The organism is Paenibacillus sp. PsM32 (genome assembly GCF_030433815.1).
Classification (GTDB): Bacteria; Bacillota; Bacilli; order Paenibacillales; family Paenibacillaceae; genus Saccharibacillus; species Saccharibacillus kyungheensis.
Genome location: NZ_JARUWY010000003.1, coordinates 36,437 through 59,626, shown reverse-complemented (window position 1 = coordinate 59,626; position 23,190 = coordinate 36,437). Strand labels below are relative to the sequence as shown.

Here is a 23,190-nt window from a genome sequence, read left to right as displayed (position 1 = left end):
GTTATTCTTTTTAAAATGGTTTTGTCTGATTATGCTGTTCTACTAATTGTTCTAACGAATATTGCCCGCTTTGAATATGATCAAACAGTTCTAAAAAATATTTATCTTGTACATCTATCTCTCTTCCTTTATCCACATCCATAAAACTGCGAATTTGTGCACCATTGCCGTACATTACTACGATTTGAGATTGTTCATGTTCTAACGCTTGTTGTAGTGCATGTATAGCTGTGGAATGATCGATAGGAAGCATGCCAGACATTTGCTTCATCGAAGAAGTACTTTGTGTATCCATCTGCATTCCTCCTTCTTCCCAAAGAGGCCAATTTACAGATAGTGTATGACCTGTTCGCTTAGCGGTATAGACCAATTTATTCCGGTAATGAGCATATTGATCCATAAAAGCATTCGCTGTTGCATAATCGCTCTGTCCTATATTGCCGAGAACACCTGCCAGAGATGAGAAAAGAACAAAGAAATCCAACTCAAATGATTGACTGTATTGATCTAAATATAGAGTTCCATTCACTTTGGCTGCTAACACATGGTTCCATTCTTCAGGCGTTTTTCTAATCATAAAGCTATCTTTTAACACACCTGCACTGTGAATGATTCCATGTAATTGACCGAATTTCATGCGAATTGTGTTCATCAATGCAGATACTTCTTCTTTATTAGCAATATCAGATACATAATAAAAAGTTTGAGCGCCATACGCTTGCAATGTATCTAATTTGATCTGAATATCTTTATCTAATCTAGAGCGACCTGTCATAATCAAAATCGGCTCTGTAACTGTTTGTGCTATATCTTGCGCTATCAAATAACCGATTCCTCCCATTCCGCCTGTAATTAAATAGACATTTCGATCTTTCCATGCCTGTTTTACAGAGGTGGCGTTAGGAACAAATTCTTGCCATGTTGAAATATATCTTTGATGATTATGATAAGAAATATGCGTATCTCCTGCACTATCTCTACATTCACATAATTTGTCTACTGGATGAAAAGCAGCAGCTAAAGCGTCTAATTCTATCATCTGTACAATCAACTGCGGCTTTTCTAACTCTGCTGTTTTTAACATAGCTGAAAGCGCAGTATACAGTTGATAGTCTTGGTCATTCACAACCACTAATTGCACCAGAATAGAACCTTCCGGCTTGGACTGCAACAGTTGTTGAACTTGAGTAAATGCTTCTAAAGCTGTTTTTCCAAATCGTTGTTCTAACGGTAGACTTTCATGACAACCAAGCTGGATACATAATGCTTCAGGAAGTTCTTGTCGAACCTGTTCAGCTATCTGTGTAGAAGGACTACAGATCATAATCATATGCTGCTGAAATGAAATTTCAGGTACTGTGACCATATCTTGCTCTAACCATTCGGGTACTAACATTACAGTTTCTTTAGGATATGATGAAGCTTCCGAATATTCTAAACGTTTGCTGGTAAATCCTTTTAGACTGGCACAGATTTCTCCATTTTCATGACAAATATCAATATCTAATTTCTGTACTTTATCCATCGGATCACTTCCTTCGCTATAACGAATATAAGACCACATCGATGTAGAACATGCACTAAATATCCGAATCTGTTCCAATGCAAATGGCAATCGTGGACGATTTGGCATAGATGCTGACGTATTGTCACTGAAGATCAGACCGATCGAAGCTTGCAATGCTCCATCCATCATACTTGGATGCAGAACATAGGAAGAAAAAGAATCTTCCAGCGTTGCAGGTAGATTTAATCTGGCTAGAACACCTTTTGTACCTAGTTGTAAAAAAGTAATACTTTGCAATCGATCTCCATAATGCAGACCCATCTGCTCAAACTGCTTATAACATGTAGATGGTAGAATCTCTTCTGTCATAGACAGTTTAATATGCGATAGATCGAGTTCAGGTGCATCTATTAAAGATGATTTGACCGCTCTACCCTGACTATGAATCGTTCTTGCAGTACCTTTTTCTGTATACACTTCATATTGAATATGATTTTCATCTTCTGCATATAACGCAACATGCACAGCTAGCTCTGTTTCTTCTATACGAATTGGTGTTGCCCAGATTATATTTTCTAACGACCACATACTATGATCTAATGATGCACTTGTTGATTGTGCAATCGCTTCGCGAACCATTTCCAAATAAGCCACTCCTGGCAAAATGGAGGCTTCGTTCACTACATGATCTGCAAAGAAAAACTCTTGACCACTGAAAATAGATGTAAATCGTTGCTCTGATAATTGAGAAGTATTGCGATGTAACAAAGGATGCAAAGCCGTATGATACATTACTTTTCCTTCATTTAAATGTACCTTTTGCTCTGGTAGCGATGTATTCAGCTGTGCAGGCGCTAACCAATATTTTTCTTTTGCAAAAGGATATGCAGGTAAATGAATGATATGGCTTGTGACAGAACGATTAAGCTTGTTCCATCTAATCGGTGCACCTTGTATCCATAATTTTAAAAGAACATCATACTGACCATTTACATAATGCTCATTTACGATCTGTTGCATATGTTCTTCAGAGTCAAAAACAGACGTAATATCAAATAAACGTTTCACAGTCCCTTGATAATTATGAATACTAGAATCCTCAGGTTGTTGAATAAAAGATGATAATTTTTCTTTCAAATCCGCTATTGAGTGTACAACCCAAGCTATACGCTCTCCCATCGCTTCTCTACCTACTTGCAGAGTATAAGCAATATCTGCTAAGGAAACCTCAGACGATACAGTGCTCTCTACAAAAGCAAGTAATTGATGAGCACGTTCAATCAATTGCTCTGACTGACGAGCAGACAATACAATCATTGTTGGTTGAAGATCAATAGGTTCAGACTGTGGTGATTGTTCGGTCTGCTGTGCGATATATTCTTCTAAAATGACATGGGCGTTAGATCCACCTGCACCAAAAGAAGAAATTCCAGCAATACGTGGTACTTCTTTTAATTGACCGTTGATATGAATATGCGGTCTTTTCCAATCTGACAAATGTTGCTGAACAACAAAAGGCGTCTGCGCAAATGGAATCTCCGGATTAAGTGTACTGGCATGTAATGTAGGCACTATTTTTTGATGTTTCATTTGCAAAATAATTTTGGTAACTCCTGCAATACCTGCCGCTGATTCAAGATGTCCCATATTGCTTTTGACAGAACCGATTGCACAATATTGTTGCTGTTGAGTATCTATACGAAATGCTTTGGTTAAGCCGGATACTTCAATAGGATCACCTAGTGATGTACCTGTACCATGAGCTTCAATATAACTAATTTCCTCTGCATGAATGCCTGCTTGATCCATCGTATCGCGAATCAGATTAGCTTGAGCTGTCGGATTAGGAACCATATAGCCATTGGTTTTGCCACCATGATTAATACCTGTTCCGCGAATAATAGCGTGAATCGCATCTCCATCTGCTATAGCTTTTGAAAGTGGCTTGAGTAGCAATACCCCTACACCTTCACCCGGTACAAATCCATCTGCTTGCTCTGCAAAACTTTTGCATTTATGATCTGCTGCTAGCATCTGTTGAGCGCATAGACCAATATAATTAGATGGATGCAGATATAGGTTCACCCCTCCAGCAATCGCTAATTCGCAAGCTCCACTACGTATACTTTCACAAGCTTCGTGAATTGCTGTTAATGAAGAAGAACACATCGTATCTACAGGCTTACTCGGCCCATGCAGATCGAGCAAATATGATACCCGATTTGCTACGGAGCTAAATGAAGTCATTGGAAATAAATCACTTCCCTGCTTCCATAGCTCTGGCCCGTACAAGTTATATCCTGTTTTGGTAATACCCGCGAATACACCGACTTTGCTGTGATAGTGTTCTGCCAGCTTTTGCCGAGTATGCCCGGCATCTTCTAACGATTCCCATACAGATTGTAGAAAAATGCGTTCCTGCGGGTCCATATTGATTGCTTCTCGTGGCGATAGCTTGAAAAACAAAGGATCAAAATCTGCAAATCCATTAATAAATCCGCCCCATTTGCTATAACTTTGTCCTTGAGCTGCTGCACGCTTACGATCAGCATTATAAAATCCTTCGATAGACCAGCGTTCTTCAGGTATTTCACTAATACAATCTATTCCATGTTCAAGGTTGTACCAGTATTGTTCCAAATTATCCGCTTGTGGATAGCGTCCACTCATACCAATAATCGCTATCGGCTCTTGTTGCGATATCGATGGAATGGGTTGAACTGAAACCACTGATTGGGATATAGATGATGCTATTGGTTCCGATACTGTTGGTTCTGGTTCTATTGATTCTGTTACTTTTACTTCTTGTACAGGCATTTTTAATGGACGATACTTTTTATCCGAGATCACTTGAGAGCTATCGTTAGTGAACGATGCAGTTGCAGATACGGTTGTTGCAGGAGACGGCTTAATCTCCAATAATTCAATGAGTTGTTGCTGATGTTCTTTTATAAAATACTGGATAAGCGCTGCCAAAGACTGATGTTCAAAAAACAAAGTGCTACTAATCGGATCGAAATGTTTACGAAGCTTATTAGTTAACTGCACTATCAATATAGAATCAATCCCGTATTTCTCTAGCGGCTCTGAGATATCAATTTGTTCATAAGGAAGCTTGACCAGTTCCCCAATTAATTGCTGAAAATAAGGTTTACTGTGTTGCAGTAGCATTTCTTCAGTAATCGGTTCTGGAGTAGCTGGCTTAGCACTCATATAAATCTTTTCTTGCTTTTGTTCTTGTGAGGGATAGATCTCTTTGGCTGTAGATATCGTATCTATGGTCTGGAATCGTTCCTCTGCCTTGTGATTTTTACTGTCATATATAGGATTACTTGATTGAGATCGCGGTAACCGAATCAATCCATGACTAGCTGCTACAACAATTTGTTGCCCTAACGGTTCAGCATATTGCGCAGGGAATGTTACTGTATGAAATCCTGTATATTCAAGAGTGTTACGCCAATGATGTTGATCTAGTATAGGCGATCCTGGAATACGTATAGAAGCATCTTCATACATCCACCAACCTTCTAACAATCCAAATGTAAGATGACTAAACAATGTGCTACGATTGAGTTCATTTAACAATAACAATCCATTCTGTTTTAAAAGGGAATGAATATGTTTGGATGTACGTTTAATATTTTGTGTAGCATGTAGCACATTTGCAGCAATAACGATATCATAGCTACCTATTGCTAGTGATTGTTCTTGCGCTGGTTTTTCAACATTAAATAGCTGATAGTTAAGATAAGGATAATCTTGACCAAACATCATTTCTGCTCGATTCAAAAAAGCCTTCGACAGATCTGTATATGCATATTCTGCAATAGAGTCTGTATAAGGCTTTAATTTTTTCAAGACGATAGCACTTGTTCCTCCGGTACCTGCTCCTGCTTCCAAGATACGAATAGACGCAGATGGATCATTTTGCAATCTTGCTTGAATATAAGACACAATAGTATCTGCTAGCTTTTCGTTAAAATAGTCTGCAACCGCATTGTTTTTATACAAATTCTCAAGTAAAGACATCGAAGCATCCGGGAACATAATATCTGTAGCTAACACCTTACCCTGAATAATATCAGGAAGATGCTTCAACATCGTATCTACCAATACAACTTGTGCTTGTAGATCAGGATGCTGACTCCATACTTCTTTTCTCTGTTGCCATTGACTCCACATCTGTTCAATAGCTCCATAGGAATCATCTATATTTTTTTGTTTTAATATCCATCGACTGCTTTCTAGCCAGCGTTCATATACAGGCACAATATTATTATTATGCTCCAAGCACTGTGCCTGTTGTAACTGAACATACAATAGATGCGCTAACAACGTTTCTAATTCTCGATCAAATATTTGCATTGTTTGTATCAGAGAATTCACTTTAAAATCATCCGTATGATCACGTTGTAATGACTCTATAGCAACAGCTTCCACTTTCGGCGCAATCCATAATTTCTCATCTGAATGTGTATTGAGGACTGCATCCGGTTGAGTCGTATGAATAAAAGCCATATGATCGATAGGATTACCCACTAGATATTCAACAGCTTGCATAGCCTCAGACGGCTCTATAAATCCTATCCCTGATTGTATTAATCGTTGCTTGAAAGCAGAAGGCACTTTCTCCGCAATTCCGATATCGCCCCAGTATCCCCAACTTATAACTTTGATCGGAAATTCAAATGCTCTTCTCATCTCGTTCGCAAATGTATCTGTAAAAGTACAACCTGCCGCATAACTACTCTGACCGATCGGCTTACTAAATGAACTCATCGAAGAAAAGAATAATACAATGTCCAATGGTTCTTTTGCAAATACTTGCATCATAGCAAGACTGATATCTATTTTGGCAGACAGACTGGTTTGAAAATGATCTTCTTCCATATGACTCAGGCTAGCATCCATAATTCCTACTGCTGAATGGATAACCCCATTAATCGACGAATACGATTGTTTAATCATTCGGTAAGCTTCTGTTAGGCTTTGTAGATCAGATGCATCAGCAGCGATATAAAGAGGTGCGATTCCCTGCTGACCTAAGCGATCGATCTTGTCTTGAATTTGTGAATTCAGTGGTCGTCTACCTATCCAGATCATTTGTGCGTTATAGGTCTGAATCATATACTGACTCCATACTTCACCAATTCCACCTGCTCCACCAATAACAACATAGACTCCATTCTGTTGAAAATAAGTGGATGATTCTTCTTTGGCATCAACTACCATTAACTGTTGACAATACCACTGATGTTCACGATACATCCATGTATTGCCTTCCGGATCAACAGGTAAAGTCAATATATCATGAGCAACCACATTCATATTCTCTTCCAAATCCACATGATGGATATTCCAATTTGAATATTCTTTGGCCATAGAACCGACCAGACCTGCAATCCCTGCATGTTCTGCATATGCCTTTTCTGCTATGGATAAGGATTGCGTCTGTGCAGTCACAATAGTCCATGATAGATCTTTTTCTCCATATCCTAACTGCAACAATGATTTCAATATGCGGAACACTTGTAATATTCCTTTAGCAGGTTGCTGTACAGGCACATGTAAAAGATCAAGTTGAACAGTATTAGATACAGACCATATGATATGATCGATTGCAGGTTCTTTTTCTAACAGAGCAACGATCTGCTCTACATCGGCATCTATTGCTAATTGTGCATATCGGACATGTGGATAATCCTGAATGAGATTCAACCACAATGCTGGACTCTCTCCTATGCATAGAATATGTGTTGAAGACTCCATATGAGAGGCTGTATATTCAGGAATAACACTATCCCATACAGGATATTGCATCAATGCACCGACAGGTGGAGCGCTATCAGTATGCTGTAGCTGATCTTGATTAGGGCTTAAATGAATAATATTCAGACCTTTGATCTCAATACAGATCTGTCCGTGTTCATTGCAGATATCAATATCTACTTTGTCCAAAGAACTCTGATGTTCTACCGTATCTTGATAACGTACCCAGACCCACATTTTAGATGTGCAAGGTTGATATACCTTCATTTGATCCAAAGCAAATGGAGTCACCGATTCATATCCTAGCGAAGGTAATCCGATACATGCTTGAATAGCGGCATCCATCATACTTGGATGTAATATATATTGTTCTGCTGTATGTGATACGGTTGATGGTAATAACAATTGAGCGATCGCTTGCTGATGTCCGATATAGATGTTTTGTATAGCTTGTTGAGCAGGGCCATACGAGAGTCCTACTTGTTGGAAAGAATCATAACATTCTGCTGCTGTAATCATGTGCTGATCACAACTTTCTAGAAGAGCAGCAATATTGATTTCTTTGTATTCTTTTTCAGTTGGAACAACTGTTACTGTTACTGTTCCTTGACTGTACAAAGTAATTAGCATATTCTCTTGCTGGCTATAGATTTCATAATTCAGTAGCTGATTCTCTTGCGGGATCAACTGAATATGAATCTGTACAGGTTGCTGATCTACAGCTATCGGACGTACCCAAGTTACATTTTGCAAAACAATCATCGATGGATCGTGCTTAGTAAGTTCCATCGCTTGTACGACAGAAGCACGTACCATTTCCAAGTAAGCAACGCCTGGTAAGATCTTCTGACCTTTAATCACATGATCCTTCAGGAAAAATTCTTCTCCTGTAAATGTAGATGTGAATCTCTGCTGAGTCAGTGTAGATGTATTATGATGAAGCAATGGATGGATCATATGCATATGGGATGAATTGGCTATCGCATATGAATTAGAATCTACTTTTGATCGGTTAGGAATCCAATACCGTGTACGTTCAAAAGCATAGGTCGGCAAACTAATTCGTTGTAATGAACGATGAGTATACAAGGTTGACCAATCAATATCCATCCCTTTTACCCATAGTTTTAACAACTTATGATATTTGCCTTTTTCGAGCCAGCGTTGTACGGTTTCTTGCATATCTTCATCTGCTGTTAGAAATTCAAGCACTTCCTGATCCCGTTTAACTTGTCCAGTATAAATATCATCGTTCCATGAAGAATCATCTTGCTCAATATATTTATTTAATAGAGTGACAAGTTCGTTGATCGAAGAGACACGCATAGCCAACCTTTCTTCCATCGCTTCTCTACCGACTTGCAATGTGTAAGCAATCCGCTCTAACTCATGATCAGTATATTGATCAGACTGCATAGCTGTTCGTAATTGCTTGGCTTGTTCTCGTAAACGTTGTTCAGTTCGTGCAGATAATACAATACATACTGGTTCTTCATGTCTAGTTGCTATAGCTTGATCTATAGAAGAAGGTATATACTCTTCCACCAATACATGAGTATTCACACCGCCAAATCCAAACGAACTGACTCCTGCTCGACGTGGCAATATATTGCCTTCTTGATCTTGTAAAGGTGTCCACGGTCGGTTTTTATCCACCACATAAAATGGACTCTGATCTAGTTGGATATAAGGATTTAGCTGTTCAAAATGTACTGTTTTTACCAGTGTTTTATATTTCATTTGTAATAACACTTTAATGATTCCTGCAATACCGGCTGCTAATTCCAAATGTCCAATATTGGTCTTGATAGATCCTAATCCGCATGTGGCTGTATTCAGCGTAGCATCATAACCTAATTCATTAAATGCCATTTTCAGACCATTGATCTCAATCGGATCACCTAGTGGAGTACCTGTTCCATGAGCTTCAATATAGCTGATCGTTGCCGGATCAATATGAGCACGACTATAGACTGATTTGATCAAATCGGCTTGAGCTCTTGGATTAGGTGCAGTCAACGAGGTAGCTCTTCCGCCGTGATTTTCATTTGTACCACGAATCAATCCATAGATATGATCGCCTGCTTGCTCGGCATCTTTTAAGCGTTTGACAAAAATCATCCCTACGCCTTCTCCGCGCACATAACCGTTAACTTGATCCGAAAACGTTTTGCAACGACCATCCTGACTTAACATGCCTGCTTTGTTAAAGCTAATATGATAATCAGGATCAAGAATAGTATTGACTCCACCTACTACTGCGGTATCACAATCTCCATTATGAATCGCTTGTACCGCTCGATGAAGAGCTACAAGAGAACTTGAGCATGCTGTTTCGATAGGTTCACTCGGGCCATTGACATTTAGAAAAAAGCTCATTCGATTCGGTCCTACAGATGACACACTACCTGTCGATGAATATCCTTCAATCTCTGTATCTGCTTGAGACAGAAGATGACTATATCCACTATTAGCAGTACCTACAAAAATCCCCATTTTGCTACCGGACAGACTAGAAGGCGCATAACCTGCATCTTCTATCGCTTTCCAGATATACATCATCATTAGACGCTGTTGTGGGTCCATTAATTCTGCTTCACGAGGAGAAATACCAAAAAACATCGGATCAAAATCGGCTACTCCGTCTATAAAACTTCCCCATTTGATATTTGTTTTGTTCTTTTCTTGATACGGGTCACCATAGTAAGCTTTCCAATCCCAGCGATCCGCAGGAATCTCGGAAATGCAATCTTTACCTTCTATTAAATTTTCCCAGAGTTCATGAATATCTTCTGCCATCGGGAATCTACCGCTTATCCCTATAATCGCTACAGGGTCTGGACTTTGATCTGTTTCTGTAGAAGAGACAGGTTCATGTACTAGTTCTGCTGCCTTTTGAAAACGTGAGCGTGCTTGAGCAATTGCCTCACTCTTGGTCGATTTCACTTCTTGGTCAAGTTCGGTATTTACTACTTTCGCCGAATCCGAAGCACTATCGACTTTTCTTTGAACATTTGGCATCAATATAGATGTTAACTGTTCTGAATACACAGTTATCAAATGTCTGGCTAATGTATAAATAGTTGAATACTCGAAAAAGACAGTTGGTGTTAAGTCCAATTGATATTTATCATTTAACTGGTTCGAGAAGTCTGTAAATGAGATCGAATCAAATCCATATTCACTTAACTCGACATCAGGATAAATGTCTTTTGGACTTACTTTCAGCATATGAGAAACGATATGAATTAGAGCAGACTGCATTTTCTCGATCAATACAGTCTGGTGGGTTTCAGCTTTTTTATTGATTGATTGCTCTTGTATAGATGTATCTTGATCATTATACGGAACAGTAGATGTATCCTGCTTCATTAACCGTTTCGATCTAGCAGGTTGTAATAACGATTGAAACTTATCCGTATCGCCATACATCACGACAACCTGATCTTGTTGACTTTGCATCGCTTGATAAAATAAATGCATACCTGTAGCAGTATCCATAGGGATCATACCTAGTTTGTTTTGAATTCGTGTACGTTCTGCCGTATTTACCTGCATACCTCCCTCTTCCCATAGCGGAAAGTTAAGCGATAATGTCTTACCTGAACGCTGTTGATAGATTACTTTGCGATTACGCTCGGAAGCAAATATATCCATAAAAGCATTCGCCGCTGCATAATCAGCTTGACCGGTATTGCCTATGACTGAAGCTAAAGAAGAGAACAACACAAAAAAATCAAGTTGCATCTCTGCGCTGACTTGATCTAGTAATAATGTTCCTTTAACTTTTGGAGCCAGTACTTCTTCGATTTCTTCGTTTACTTTGTGCTGAATATAATGATCTCGATGGACACCTGCACTATGAATAATGCCATGTAGATTTCCGCAGATCGAGCGAATTTGATACATCATAGTATTCACATCTTCTGCTATCGTAATGTCTGCTACGATATAGTGAATTTGAGCTTGATGATCTTGTAATTGGTCTAACTTTTCTTGCATCACATGATCTAGCGGTGAACGCCCTACAATAATAATCGTTGCTTGATGCGTCTGTTGAATAATCTCCTGCGCAAAAATAAATCCAAGACCGCCAAGGCCTCCTGTAATTAAATAATGACCCCGATCTTTCCATAGGAGCTGTGGAGAGTTGGATAATAGAGATTCCCACTTCTTCCAATCACGTAGATAACGAATCTGATCTTCATAACGTACAATTGCAACCGACTCATGACGATTTTGTTTGATTTTGATTGTTATGCCTGTAGCTGTTTCTTGAAGGTTCATTTGAATACATTGGGCTTGCAACTTGCTGTATTCTTGTTGAGCCGTCTGTAGTGTCGCAGCTAATCCAAGTAACATCTGATACTTTCCTTTATCAGGTACGATCAATTGAAGCAATATCTTTTCCGAAGAATTAGACAGCGATTGTTTGAGCAGATCTATCAGTTGCACAGTACAACTTGTAAATAAATGAGCGTTCTGTTCTTCTTCGATGAGATAGGCAACCTCTTCTTCTTGTAAAATAACACAATGTACATCTGGAAGCTGTGTACGAATCTCTTCATATCTAGCAGCAAAAGGTGGAGATAATACTACGATATGATGAATATTTTTATCATTATGCACAGAATCTTGTCTGTCGGATATGACTGGATATTCTGTCCAAGTTGGTGTTAGTAATACAGAATCATGATGATGTGAAGAAGCTGTTAGTGCATGCTCTAATGTTCTAGCCGTAAATCCACGAAAACGAACACAGACATTACCTTCATCGTCACACAGATCAATATCCAATTTATGAACTTTATCATTCGCTGTACTGCCAGCACTGTATCTTGCCCATACCCACATTTCTGGAAGACATGGCTGAAATATCTCTAACTTCTGCAACGTAAATGGAAGTGTAGATTTGCCTTGATATGCCGGGTTGCTTACCGTTCCTATCGTATAGCCTATCGCTACTTGTAAAGCTGAATCCATCATACTAGGATGCAATTGATATGATTCTTGATCAGGTAACTGACTCACAGGCATTTTAAGGCGCGCCAATACTTCATGATCATTTGTTGCTTTTGTATAGACGACTTCTATTCCTTTTAAGCTGTTCCCTAATGCTATTCCATTTTTCTGTGATTGCTCATAAAATTGATCAGCACTTATAGGACTGATTGAATACTGATGTTGCAGATCAGCCATATCTATAGCTACAGGATGTGTATTGTCTATAATAGATGCTGATCCTTGACTGTATACAAGGCGCTCTCTATTGGCTGTTGCATCGCTATAAATCTCAAAAGACAGTTCGCCATTGGATTCAACATATAAATCAATATGAGCTATGAATGGCTCGACTTCCAGACGTAAAGGACTGGCCCACACAATATTTTTAAGTTGCATCATTTGATCTTCAGCAATTCCACCTACTGCTTCTGTAACCGCTATGCGTATCCATTCCAGATGCGCAACGCCTGGTAATACTTTATCGCCTTGTACAATATGATCCCGGAAAAAGAACTCATCGCCTGTAAAGGTAGAACTATATTTTTGTTGTTGCAAGTCTGACGTATTTCGGTGCATCAATGGATGAATAGATTCAACAACTACTGCTTGAGAAGAGGTGAATCCTTTTTGTTGTGCAGGCGTAGTCGGAACCCAGTATTGATTTTTGGCAAACGGATACGTTGGCATTGGTACTCGTTGTTGTTCTTTTTTCACAAAAATATCGCCCATATTACCGTCATATCCTTGTATAAATACTTCTTTTACAGCAGATAGATATTCAAGATAAGAAGGATCTTGTCTACTTTGTTGACACTTCTGAATACAGTCTTCTGCATACTTTTTAAATGAGAGTTGTTCACGGTTCTCACTTCGGTTCACTTGCCCAACAGTTACCTGAGAAGATTGTCCTTGCTCCAACCATTGCTGTAGACATGTAGTCAATTCTTGCTGATTGCGTACAATACAAGCCAAACGGTGATTCAAATGCTGTCTACCACTTAATAGCGTGTAACTGATCGCAGCACAATCTGCTGTATGATTTATATTCCAATATAGTAATTGTTGTGCTTGTAAGCGTAATTGTTGCTCGGTACGTGCAGATAATACGATCAGATATCCCGCTTTGGATACATGAAAGGGTTGCGAATTCTGTGGTGCTTCTTCGATCACCATATGAGCATTCGTTCCGCTAAATCCAAATGAGCTAATCGCTGCACGTCGCACTTGACCGCTTGGAACTTCCCAATCTTTGGTCTCCGTATTCACATAAAAAGGGCTATCTGCAAAAGAGATACCCGGATTACCATGTTCCAAATGTAAAGAAGCTGGAATTTGTTTGTTTTTCAGTGATAGCACTATTTTAAGAACACCGGCAATACCTGCTGCTGTCGCCAAATGTCCGATATTGGTTTTGATAGAACCGATTGCGCAATATTGTTGTTCATTTGTATAGGCACTAAAAGCTTTTGTTAATGCTTGATATTCAATAGGATCGCCTAACTTAGTTCCAGTACCATGAGCTTCTACCATTTGAATATGAGCTGGATTAATAGCGAAAGAATCATAGACTTGTTGTTCTAATCTAGTCTGAGATTTGGCACTTGGTGCTGTTATTCCATTGGTTGTACCATCTTGATTAATACCACTTCCCTGTATTACACCATAGATATGATCTCCATCATCTATCGCTTCTTGCAGACGTTTTAATACAATCGTTCCTGCTCCTTCTCCGGGAACAAACCCGTCTGCTCTCTCATCAAATGTGTGACATTTTCCTTGAAGAGATAACATACCTGCCCGATTAGAATCGAGATAAAATTGAGGTGTAGATTGGAGAAACACACCACCGGCTAATGCCATATTAATTTCATTTCCCCATAACGCCTGACAAGCCAAATGAATCGCAACTAATGAGCTAGAACAAGCTGTATCTACAGCAATAGCAGGCCCTTGCAAATCCAAGTAATAAGCAATACGGGCAGGGATAATAGACCCTGCTTTGCCCCAAAACGATTGAGGTGGTGGATTTTCACCCACTAATGTCTGATAATCACTGCTGGTGCAACCTACATAAACACCGCATTTTTGCCCTTTGATCGAATGACCTGCATAACCTGCATCTTCTAAAGCTTTCCATGATTCTTCTAAAAAAATACGTTGCTGCGGGTCCATATAGATTGCTTCTTGCCCTGAAATATTAAAAAATAGCGGATCAAATGTACTGATATCATCTAAAAAGCTACCTTGATCACAATATTGTTTATCCTTATCGTAATAGTTGGATAAATCCCAACGAGATACACTTTGAATCAGATCTGTTCCTTGTTGTAAATGTTCCCACAATTCATCAGGAGTATTACAACCTGCAAAGCGTCCACTGATCCCTATAATCGCTATAGGTTCGCGTGAGTTTCGATCTTGATTAGAAGATGGCACTGGATCATTCTGTGGTGAGCCTTGATATTGCCATTCTTCTGGAATCGTAACTACAATTTTGCCGATATTTTCGCGATTTTCAATATTCCGATAAGCTTCTTGCAATTGATCAAATCTAAATAGTTGACCGATATGAGGAACAATCACTCCTTTTTCGATCCAATCGACCATTTCCTGATAATAATCGACTAATCGTTCAGGTTGCTCTAAGCTTAATTTTCTCAAGTCTAAGCTATAAAAAGATTGATTCGATCCCATCTGAGAAAGATCAATCGCTTTGGCACTTTTCAAAGCAGTCATTGCGATTTCGATATAACTTCCATTAGAAGCCAGACTATTTAATCCTTTTTGCAAAGCATCGCCTGATAAAGTATTCAGGATCATATCAACGCCTTGACCATTGGTAAGCTGTCTAATCTGTTGTTCAAAATCAACTTCTCTATAATTGATCACATGATCTACACCAATTGATAACAAATAGTCCAACTTGTGCTGTGAACCTGCTGTGGCATAGATTTCAGCTCCATAGTGTTTAGCTAGCTGAATAGCGATCAATCCGACTCCGCCAGTAGCAGTCTGAATTAATATCCGTTGTTTTGGCTTGATCTGTACTTTACGAAAAGCAGCAATAACTGTCATCGCTACAACCGGTAAAGAACAAGCTTCAGCAAAAGAAAGAGCAGATGGTTTGACAAATACTTGAGATGATTTGCATGTAATAGCTGTTGCATGTGCACCCATATGTTCACTCGCAAAAAAGACAACTTCTTCTCCAGCACGAATATGTGTAACACGATCACCAACATCAACCACAATTCCAGATGCTTCAAAGCCAGGAGTAAATGGATAAGGAGGCATCGTAGGATACATTCCTTTTACACTTAATAAATCACCAAAATTTAAAGAAAACGCGCGTACAGCGATACGAACTTCATCTTCTTTAAGTGCTGGTACTTCCTGTGCTTGAATAGATAATTCTTGGATATCGGACGGTCGGTGAAGTACAACTTGATAAAAAGATGAAGCAGAAACATTCTGAGCTTTGGTATAGTTCTCTGAAAATGTATGATGTTCAGACGAAAAATGATCGGTATTGGAATCTTTTAACGTTTCGATAGGCGTATCCAATTTTTGAGGTGTTGTATTCTTTTCAATCGTTGGTACCTGTTTATTCTCTTCAGACGATTCTTTTATAGTCTGGAGCATTTGTTTGAAATGAGTAGAATGTTCTTCTAGCAGATACTCTACTAACAAATCAACATTGTTATAGTCAAATAATACCGTAGTCTGTAGAGATAATTGTCCTCGCTTATTGATTACATTTACCAAGTGCACAGCAATAATAGAATCAACACCATATTCAGCAAAACTACGATTATTCTGGATGCGATCAGTACTTATTTTGAGATCTTCTGCTATACTTCCACGCACGATATCACTAACGAAATCGTATACAGACTGATCGGTTACAGCTTTAATATCAGCATGTTCTCCAGATTGTTGTGTTGGCGTATGTTGTGGTGGTGGAGTTAGAGGTACATCCACCTCTGGTGTTGTATGTTTAGCATGAATAACAATTCCATCGCTTTGAGAAGCAATTACCTGTTGCTTGAACATAAGAGCTTCTGAGGCAGGATATGTAATCGAATGAAAACCTTCACGTTTTAATATTTTTTTCCAGGAATCTGCGGATAATGCAGGTGAACCGCTAATACGCAAAGCTTCATCTTCATAAGCCCACCAGCCTTCCAGTAGTCCAAATGTGAGATGATTGATTAACGATTTATCTGTGATTTCATTCACAAGTAACATGCCATTTTTCTTAAGCGCTGTTTTCACAGTTTGTAACGTATGACGGATATTTTTTGTCGTATGCAGAACATTGCTGGCAATAATAAGATCATATGCGCCTAAATCCACGTGCTGACTAGCAAATGACTTTTTCAAATCAATAATTTGATAGTTCGAATAAGGAACAGATGGGCCATATTTTTGTTCTGCATGCATCAAAAATGCTTTTGAAATATCACTGTAAACATATTCTTGGATATGATGTTCCCATACTTTTAAATGTTCAAACACCACTTCACTTGTTCCGCCTGTACCTGCCCCGATTTCTAAAATGCGTACTTTTTTGCCAGCTTGTGCACATTTCTCAACATAGGTAGACACAGACTCTGCCAGTACAGTATTAAAATAATCCGCAGTCGAATGATATTTGTAGATCCCTTCTACTAGATGCATAGATGATTCAGGAAACATAATTTCTGTAGCTAATTTGTCCCCATGCAAAATCGAAGGTAAACTGCGTAACATGCGGTCTACTAGCTTCACTTGCGCTTGAAGATCAGGATTTTGTAACCAGCTTGTCAGTTGTTGATCCCATTTCTCCCAATAGGTATTGACCATCTGTTTATATAAGTTCGTATCGATTAAACGATCGGTATCTATAGGTAAAAATTGAACTTGCGCTTGAAGCATAGCGATACTTTCGACTAACCATTTAGGATAAAACGATAGTGTTCCTTTTTTCCAGACAAAATCTTTATCTAAGCAACCTACAGCATGCAATTGACACCATAATAATTGGATTAAAAGCTCATTGACAGCTTCCATTTGTTGATTCGCTGATTCCATCATCTTGAAGTTTTTCATGTCTGAGCACTCCTTTTTATTGCAACCCAAACAAAACGATTATTGATATACCATAATCGTTTTGTTGTTGTTCCATAATGGCAACTCTGGTTGTCCTATCGTCTCAATCATTACAAGTTGATCTAACGTATTGGTCAAAAGCAACTCAAGCGCTTGATTGGCTTCTGGTGGCTCAATAGATCCAATGCCTTTACTTGCCATACTTTGTTGTACTTCTGGAGATACAACCGATCCAACATTTCCCCAATAGCCCCAGTTCATGACTTTAACTGCACATGTACAAGACTGTGATAACTGGCGGGCAAACGCATCAATATACGTGCAACCAGCAACATAATTACTTTGTCCTGGTAATTTCATAAATGAATTCAAAGAAGAAAAGAATACAATAAAATCTAAAGATTCTTGAGTAAATACCTGTGCCATATTCACACTAATATTTAATTTAGGCGCAAGCCCTATGCAAAATTGGTGTTCATGCATATTGGCTAGACTACGATCAGACAAAACTAGTGCAGAATGAATCACTCCATCAATATGATCATAATGTTGCTTGATCTGTTGATACGCATGTTGCAATTGGTTCAGATCGGTAGCGTCTGCTGAAATGTATACTGGTGGTCTCCCTAATCGAGCCAAGCGATCTAGCTGAGCTTGAATCTGTGGATTTTGTTCTTTTCGACCTATCCATACAATATTTGCCCTGTAATTACGAATCATATACTCGCTCCATACTTCGCCTATTCCGCCTGCTCCACCGATGATGACATATACTCCGCCTTGACGATAGAGCGTAGATGTCTGGTTTTGCTCATATTCAACAGCAAGTAATTGTTGATAATACCATTCTTGATCACGAAATAGATAAGCATTCCCTTGTGGATCAGGGGCGATCGATACTATATCTGCAACTGGAATATGTGCTTCGTTTTCTATATCCACAAGGCGAATTTGCCAGTGACTGTACTCTTTGGCAAGTGATCCAATATATCCATGTAATGCAGCTTGTGCTGGATGTATGCTGTCAAATGGATCAAGCTGTTGTGCTTGATAAGTAATGACTGTTACATGTAGCGACCGGCTTCCATAACCAAGTGCTAACAAACTTTTGACAAACCGAAAAAATAAAAGAACTTCTTTTTGTTGAGAAGCAATACTTTGTTGCTCCTGTGCATCTGATATCGATTCAGGTGAAGCAGACCAGATCACTTGATCTATTTCGCTAAATATCGATAAACGATCGGTTATTTGATTGATCGATTGACCAGCATCTATATTGACTATATTCATATTGGGCATAAAGTCCGACCAGATTTCTGGCACATTAGATTGAGTATTAATGTACACGATTGTTTCTATAGATTCACACACATGTGTTGTAGGAATACTATCGATTAACTCCCATACTGGAGTAAACAGCATTGTTTCTGTATTTCTTGTAGCCAAAGTATCTATAGCATCAGAAGGCTGAATTGGAGCATGATGAGATTGCATACGACGTGTCACAAATTCTTTTAATCGTATACATACTGTTCCTTGTCGATTACAAATATCAATATCTAATCTAGGCATAGAATCATTGCGATGACTACCTGTACTATATTGAATATGTGCCCACATTTCTGTATCACAATCCCCCAACACTTCAAGCCTTTGTAAAGCAAAAGGAAGCGATGGTGAGGTGATAGATCCATCAAACCCAGTCGTTAATCCTATAGAAGCTTGTAATGCCCCATCAAGCAATGCAGGATGAAGAATATACGGTTGAATAGTAGATTCAAATACATCTGGCAACGATAATTTGGCGATCAATTGATCGGTACCTACAGACACATATTGTATCGTCTGATGAGCTACACCATAAGATAATCCCATCGCTGCAAAAGCTTTATAACATTCAGCAGCAGACCATTTTTTTAACTGACAAGCTTGTTGAATAGACTGAATATCTAGCACTTGTTTGTGTAATGCGATATCGAATGTTGCTCTACCCTGACTACATAACAGCGGTTCTTGATGATCTTGTTCACTATAAATCTCATAACTCAAGTCTTGTGCATGTTCTAATTGCAGATGAATATGCACTGACTTAGAAGATTGTTCAATAGACACAGGATTTGCCCATACGATATGAGTTAATGCAAAAGGCACAGGTAGCTCTGTGTCTAACCCTTTTGATAACGGCATAGAATGTCTGATCGCTTGCAAAGCCATTTCCAAATGAGCAGCTCCTGGTAATATCGGTACACCTTGTACTTGATGATGTTCTAGAAAAAATTCATTTCCGCTAAATATAGAAGTAAATATTTGTTGTTGTAGTCTTGAATGATTACGGTGTAATAAAGGATGAATATAGTCAGCTATCGAAGCAACTTGAGATTGTACTGATACATCCATATCAGATTGTATTGTTGCTGGCGTATACCAATATTTTTCTTTGGCAAATGGATAGACTGGTAAAGACATTCGCTGTGGTAATACATCATTCTCGTTATAAGCTAACGACCATTGAATATCTATACCTTGCACCCATAGTTCTAACAATTGAGGATATTTTCTTTTGCGAATCCATGTTGTGATCGTAGCTTGCATATCCTCGTCCGACCATTGCGTCTGGATTTGTTTGCTATTTGATGTGTCGCCTTTATACGTGTTTGTAGATTTGTCGATAGAATGAAGACTTTGCTTCAATCCATCCTTCAATTCTTCTACAGATGACACGATAATGGCTAGACGATAATCCATCGCTTCTCGTCCGACCTGCAAAGTATAAGCTATATCTGGTAATTGTTTTTCATTTACAGGCGAACGTTCTAAGTATTGAAGTAACCGCTCCATAATTACCTGTAATCGTTCTTCTGTACGAGCAGACAATACAATAGCTACAGGAGGACTGTTATAGTCGTGCTGATCATGTAGTTGCTGGTGAACAGAGGCAGGCATATACTCTGCTACAATCAGATGAGCATTGGCTCCACCTGCACCAAAAGAAGAAATACCTGCTATTCTCGGTATTTCTTCTTGATAACCATCCTGTTCAATTTGTGGTCTATTCCATGCTGTTAACTGTTGTTGAACATGAAAAGGAGTCTGTTCAAACTGAATATTAGGATTCAATCGATTAGAATGAAGCGATGGTACTAATTGCTGATGTTGAAATTGTAATAAGATTTTACTTAATCCGGCTATCCCTGCCGCACTTTCGCAATGACCGATATTAGACTTGATAGAACCGATCGAACAAAATTGCGTATCTGTAGTATGTTGAGCAAATGCTCTTCGTAACCCTTCGATTTCGATAGGATCACCTAGTGCTGTACCTGTACCATGAGCTTCAATATAACTAATCATACGTGCATCTATACCCGATGTTTGTATAGCATCGGCAACCACTTTCGACTGAAGCGCCGGGTTAGGAACGGTATAGCCTTTGGTTTTGCCACCTGCATTGATCATACTGCCTTTGATCACTCCATAGATATGATCACCATCTTGTATCGCTTGCTGAAGAGGCTTTAATACGATAGCGCCTACCCCTTCTCCGTCTACAAATCCATCAGCAGATTCGCCAAAGGAACGACATTGTTCTCCAGGAGAAAGCATATTTTTTTCACATAATCGTGCATAGTGTACAGGATCTACAATCAGATTCACCCCGCCAGCAATTGCACAGTCACTGGTTCCACTGTACAAACTGTCTAATGCTAAATGAATAGCTGTTAGCGATGATGAACATGCTGTATCTACAGCTAGACTAGGTCCTACAAAATTAAAACTATATGAGACCCGATTGGCTATAGACCAGTATGATGATCCAGTAGGATAGTTTCCATTCATCACACCTACAAATACACCTACTTTTTGCGAATCACTTAATTGTTGCGGAATATAGCCAGCATCTTCAATACAAGAATAAGCAATTTGTAAAAATTGTCGTTCTTGCGGGTCCATTTGTTCTGCTTCTTTGGGAGAAATATAAAAAAATAAAGGATCAAACGTATCAATACCTTTGATAAACCCTCCCCACTTACTATAAGAAAATCCAGTTTGCCCTTTTTCAGAACGGTAATGATTTTGCCATTGCCAGCGCTCGGTAGGTATTTCGGTAATAGCACTTTTACCTTGTTGTAGTTGATTCCAGAATTCATCCATATCATCGGCTTGTGCATATCGACCTGCTAATCCAATAATAGCGATATCTTGTTGGCGCGAATCTGTTGATGCAGTTGATGTTATAGATTCGGTGTCAGGTTCAACTACTGGCTCTGTGGTCACTGTAGAAGTATAAGGAATAACCTCTTCTAGCACATTTACAGTTGCAATAGGATCAGTACTTTCTTCGGAATCTGACTCTACTTTTTCTCCCAACATCTTCATCAATGCTTGATAGCGATTGGTAATAAAATACTCGACTAACGAGGCTATAGTAGAGTATTCAAAAAAGAGCACACTACTCACATGCTCTTCCATGACTTTATTCAGTTCATCTGTTAATTGAATAATTAAAATAGAATCCATACCGTACATTTCGAGTTCTTCACTAACATCTATACTATCGGGTTCCACTTCCAAAATCTGTCCAATGACTACTTTGAAGTGCTCCATACTTTTCTGTTTTACTAACTCTTCGGACTGTTGTGTTGTTGATGTCACAGTGACTTTGTTAGATACTTCTTGTGTTGTTACAGGTTGTTGGATCATTTTCGCTGCATCATGCTGTTTAGGAGTGGCAATCTCTTTTTTCTGACGAACAATTCCATCACTTATAGCAGTGATTACCTGTTGCCCTAGAAATTCAGTCTCTACCGTGGGATACGAAATCTGCTGATATCCTTCTTGTTCCAGTACATTGCTCCATTGCTTAGGAGTCAGCAACGGACAACCCGGAATACGCAATACCGGATCTTCATACAACCACCATCCTTGAAGTAGACCAAAAGTGACATGATTAAACAAAGAATATTCAATAATTTCATTAATAATGATTTGACCGTCTTTTTTCAATAATGCTTTGGCATTACGTAAAGTTAAACGAATATCGCTTGTAGCGTGTAGCACATTAGTCGCTAAGACTAGATCGTAACCACCTATATCAATCTGCTGATTCAGCATAGATTCTTCAATATTCAGAAGATGGTATGTTAAATAATCGTAGTGAATTCCATAATGTTTGCGAGCATGATTGAGAAAAGATTTGGAAATATCAGTATACGCATATTCTTCTATATATGCTGTATACGGTTCTAATCTGGAAAATAATAAAGCGCTTGTTCCACCTGTGCCTGCTCCTATTTCCAAAATACGCAATGATTTGGAATTGCTCTTCTGATCTATGGTTTGAATCTGAGCAATGACCTGATCTGCAACCATATGATTAAAATGATCTGCTATCTTATTGTGCTTGTAGATTCCTTCTACCAGATCCATCGAAGCATGTGAAAACATCAAGTCGGTTGCTGGCTTATCACCATGTAAAATATCAGGTAAGGACAAGAGCATCGTTTCAGCTAAAATTACTTTGGCACGCATATCAGTATCTTTTAACCATTGTTCTTTGTGTTCTGTCCAGTTGTTCCATACTTCATCAGCATGTAGCAAAGGAAACGAATTCTGGTTAAAAACAGTTACCGTTTGTTGTAGCCATTTCATATACATTTGATTTGTTTTAGGAAGTAAGTCTAATAGCTCCGCTATAGGCATATCTGCTGTATAGCCTATCTTTTGCATCTGCACATACAATAATTGAACAAGCCATTGATTTAGTTCATCTAACTGTTGCTGTTGATCATGTAGTTGTTCATTATCAGACATAAAGA

Annotated in this window: 2 protein-coding genes; both read right to left on the bottom strand. The window is 38.8% G+C overall.

The genetic code is table 11. The features are described 5' to 3' along the window. Nucleotides 1–10 precede the first annotated feature (10 nt). Complete coding sequence (locus tag QCD85_RS08185; protein WP_301262248.1) at nucleotides 11–17,374, bottom strand: SDR family NAD(P)-dependent oxidoreductase; 17,364 nt, start codon at nucleotides 17,372–17,374, stop codon at nucleotides 11–13. Between the two features lie 39 nt (nucleotides 17,375–17,413). Next, nucleotides 17,414–23,185, bottom strand: a complete 5,772-nt coding sequence (locus QCD85_RS08180) for a type I polyketide synthase (RefSeq protein ID WP_301262247.1) — start codon at nucleotides 23,183–23,185, stop codon at nucleotides 17,414–17,416. Between the last annotated feature and the right edge of the window lie 5 nt (nucleotides 23,186–23,190).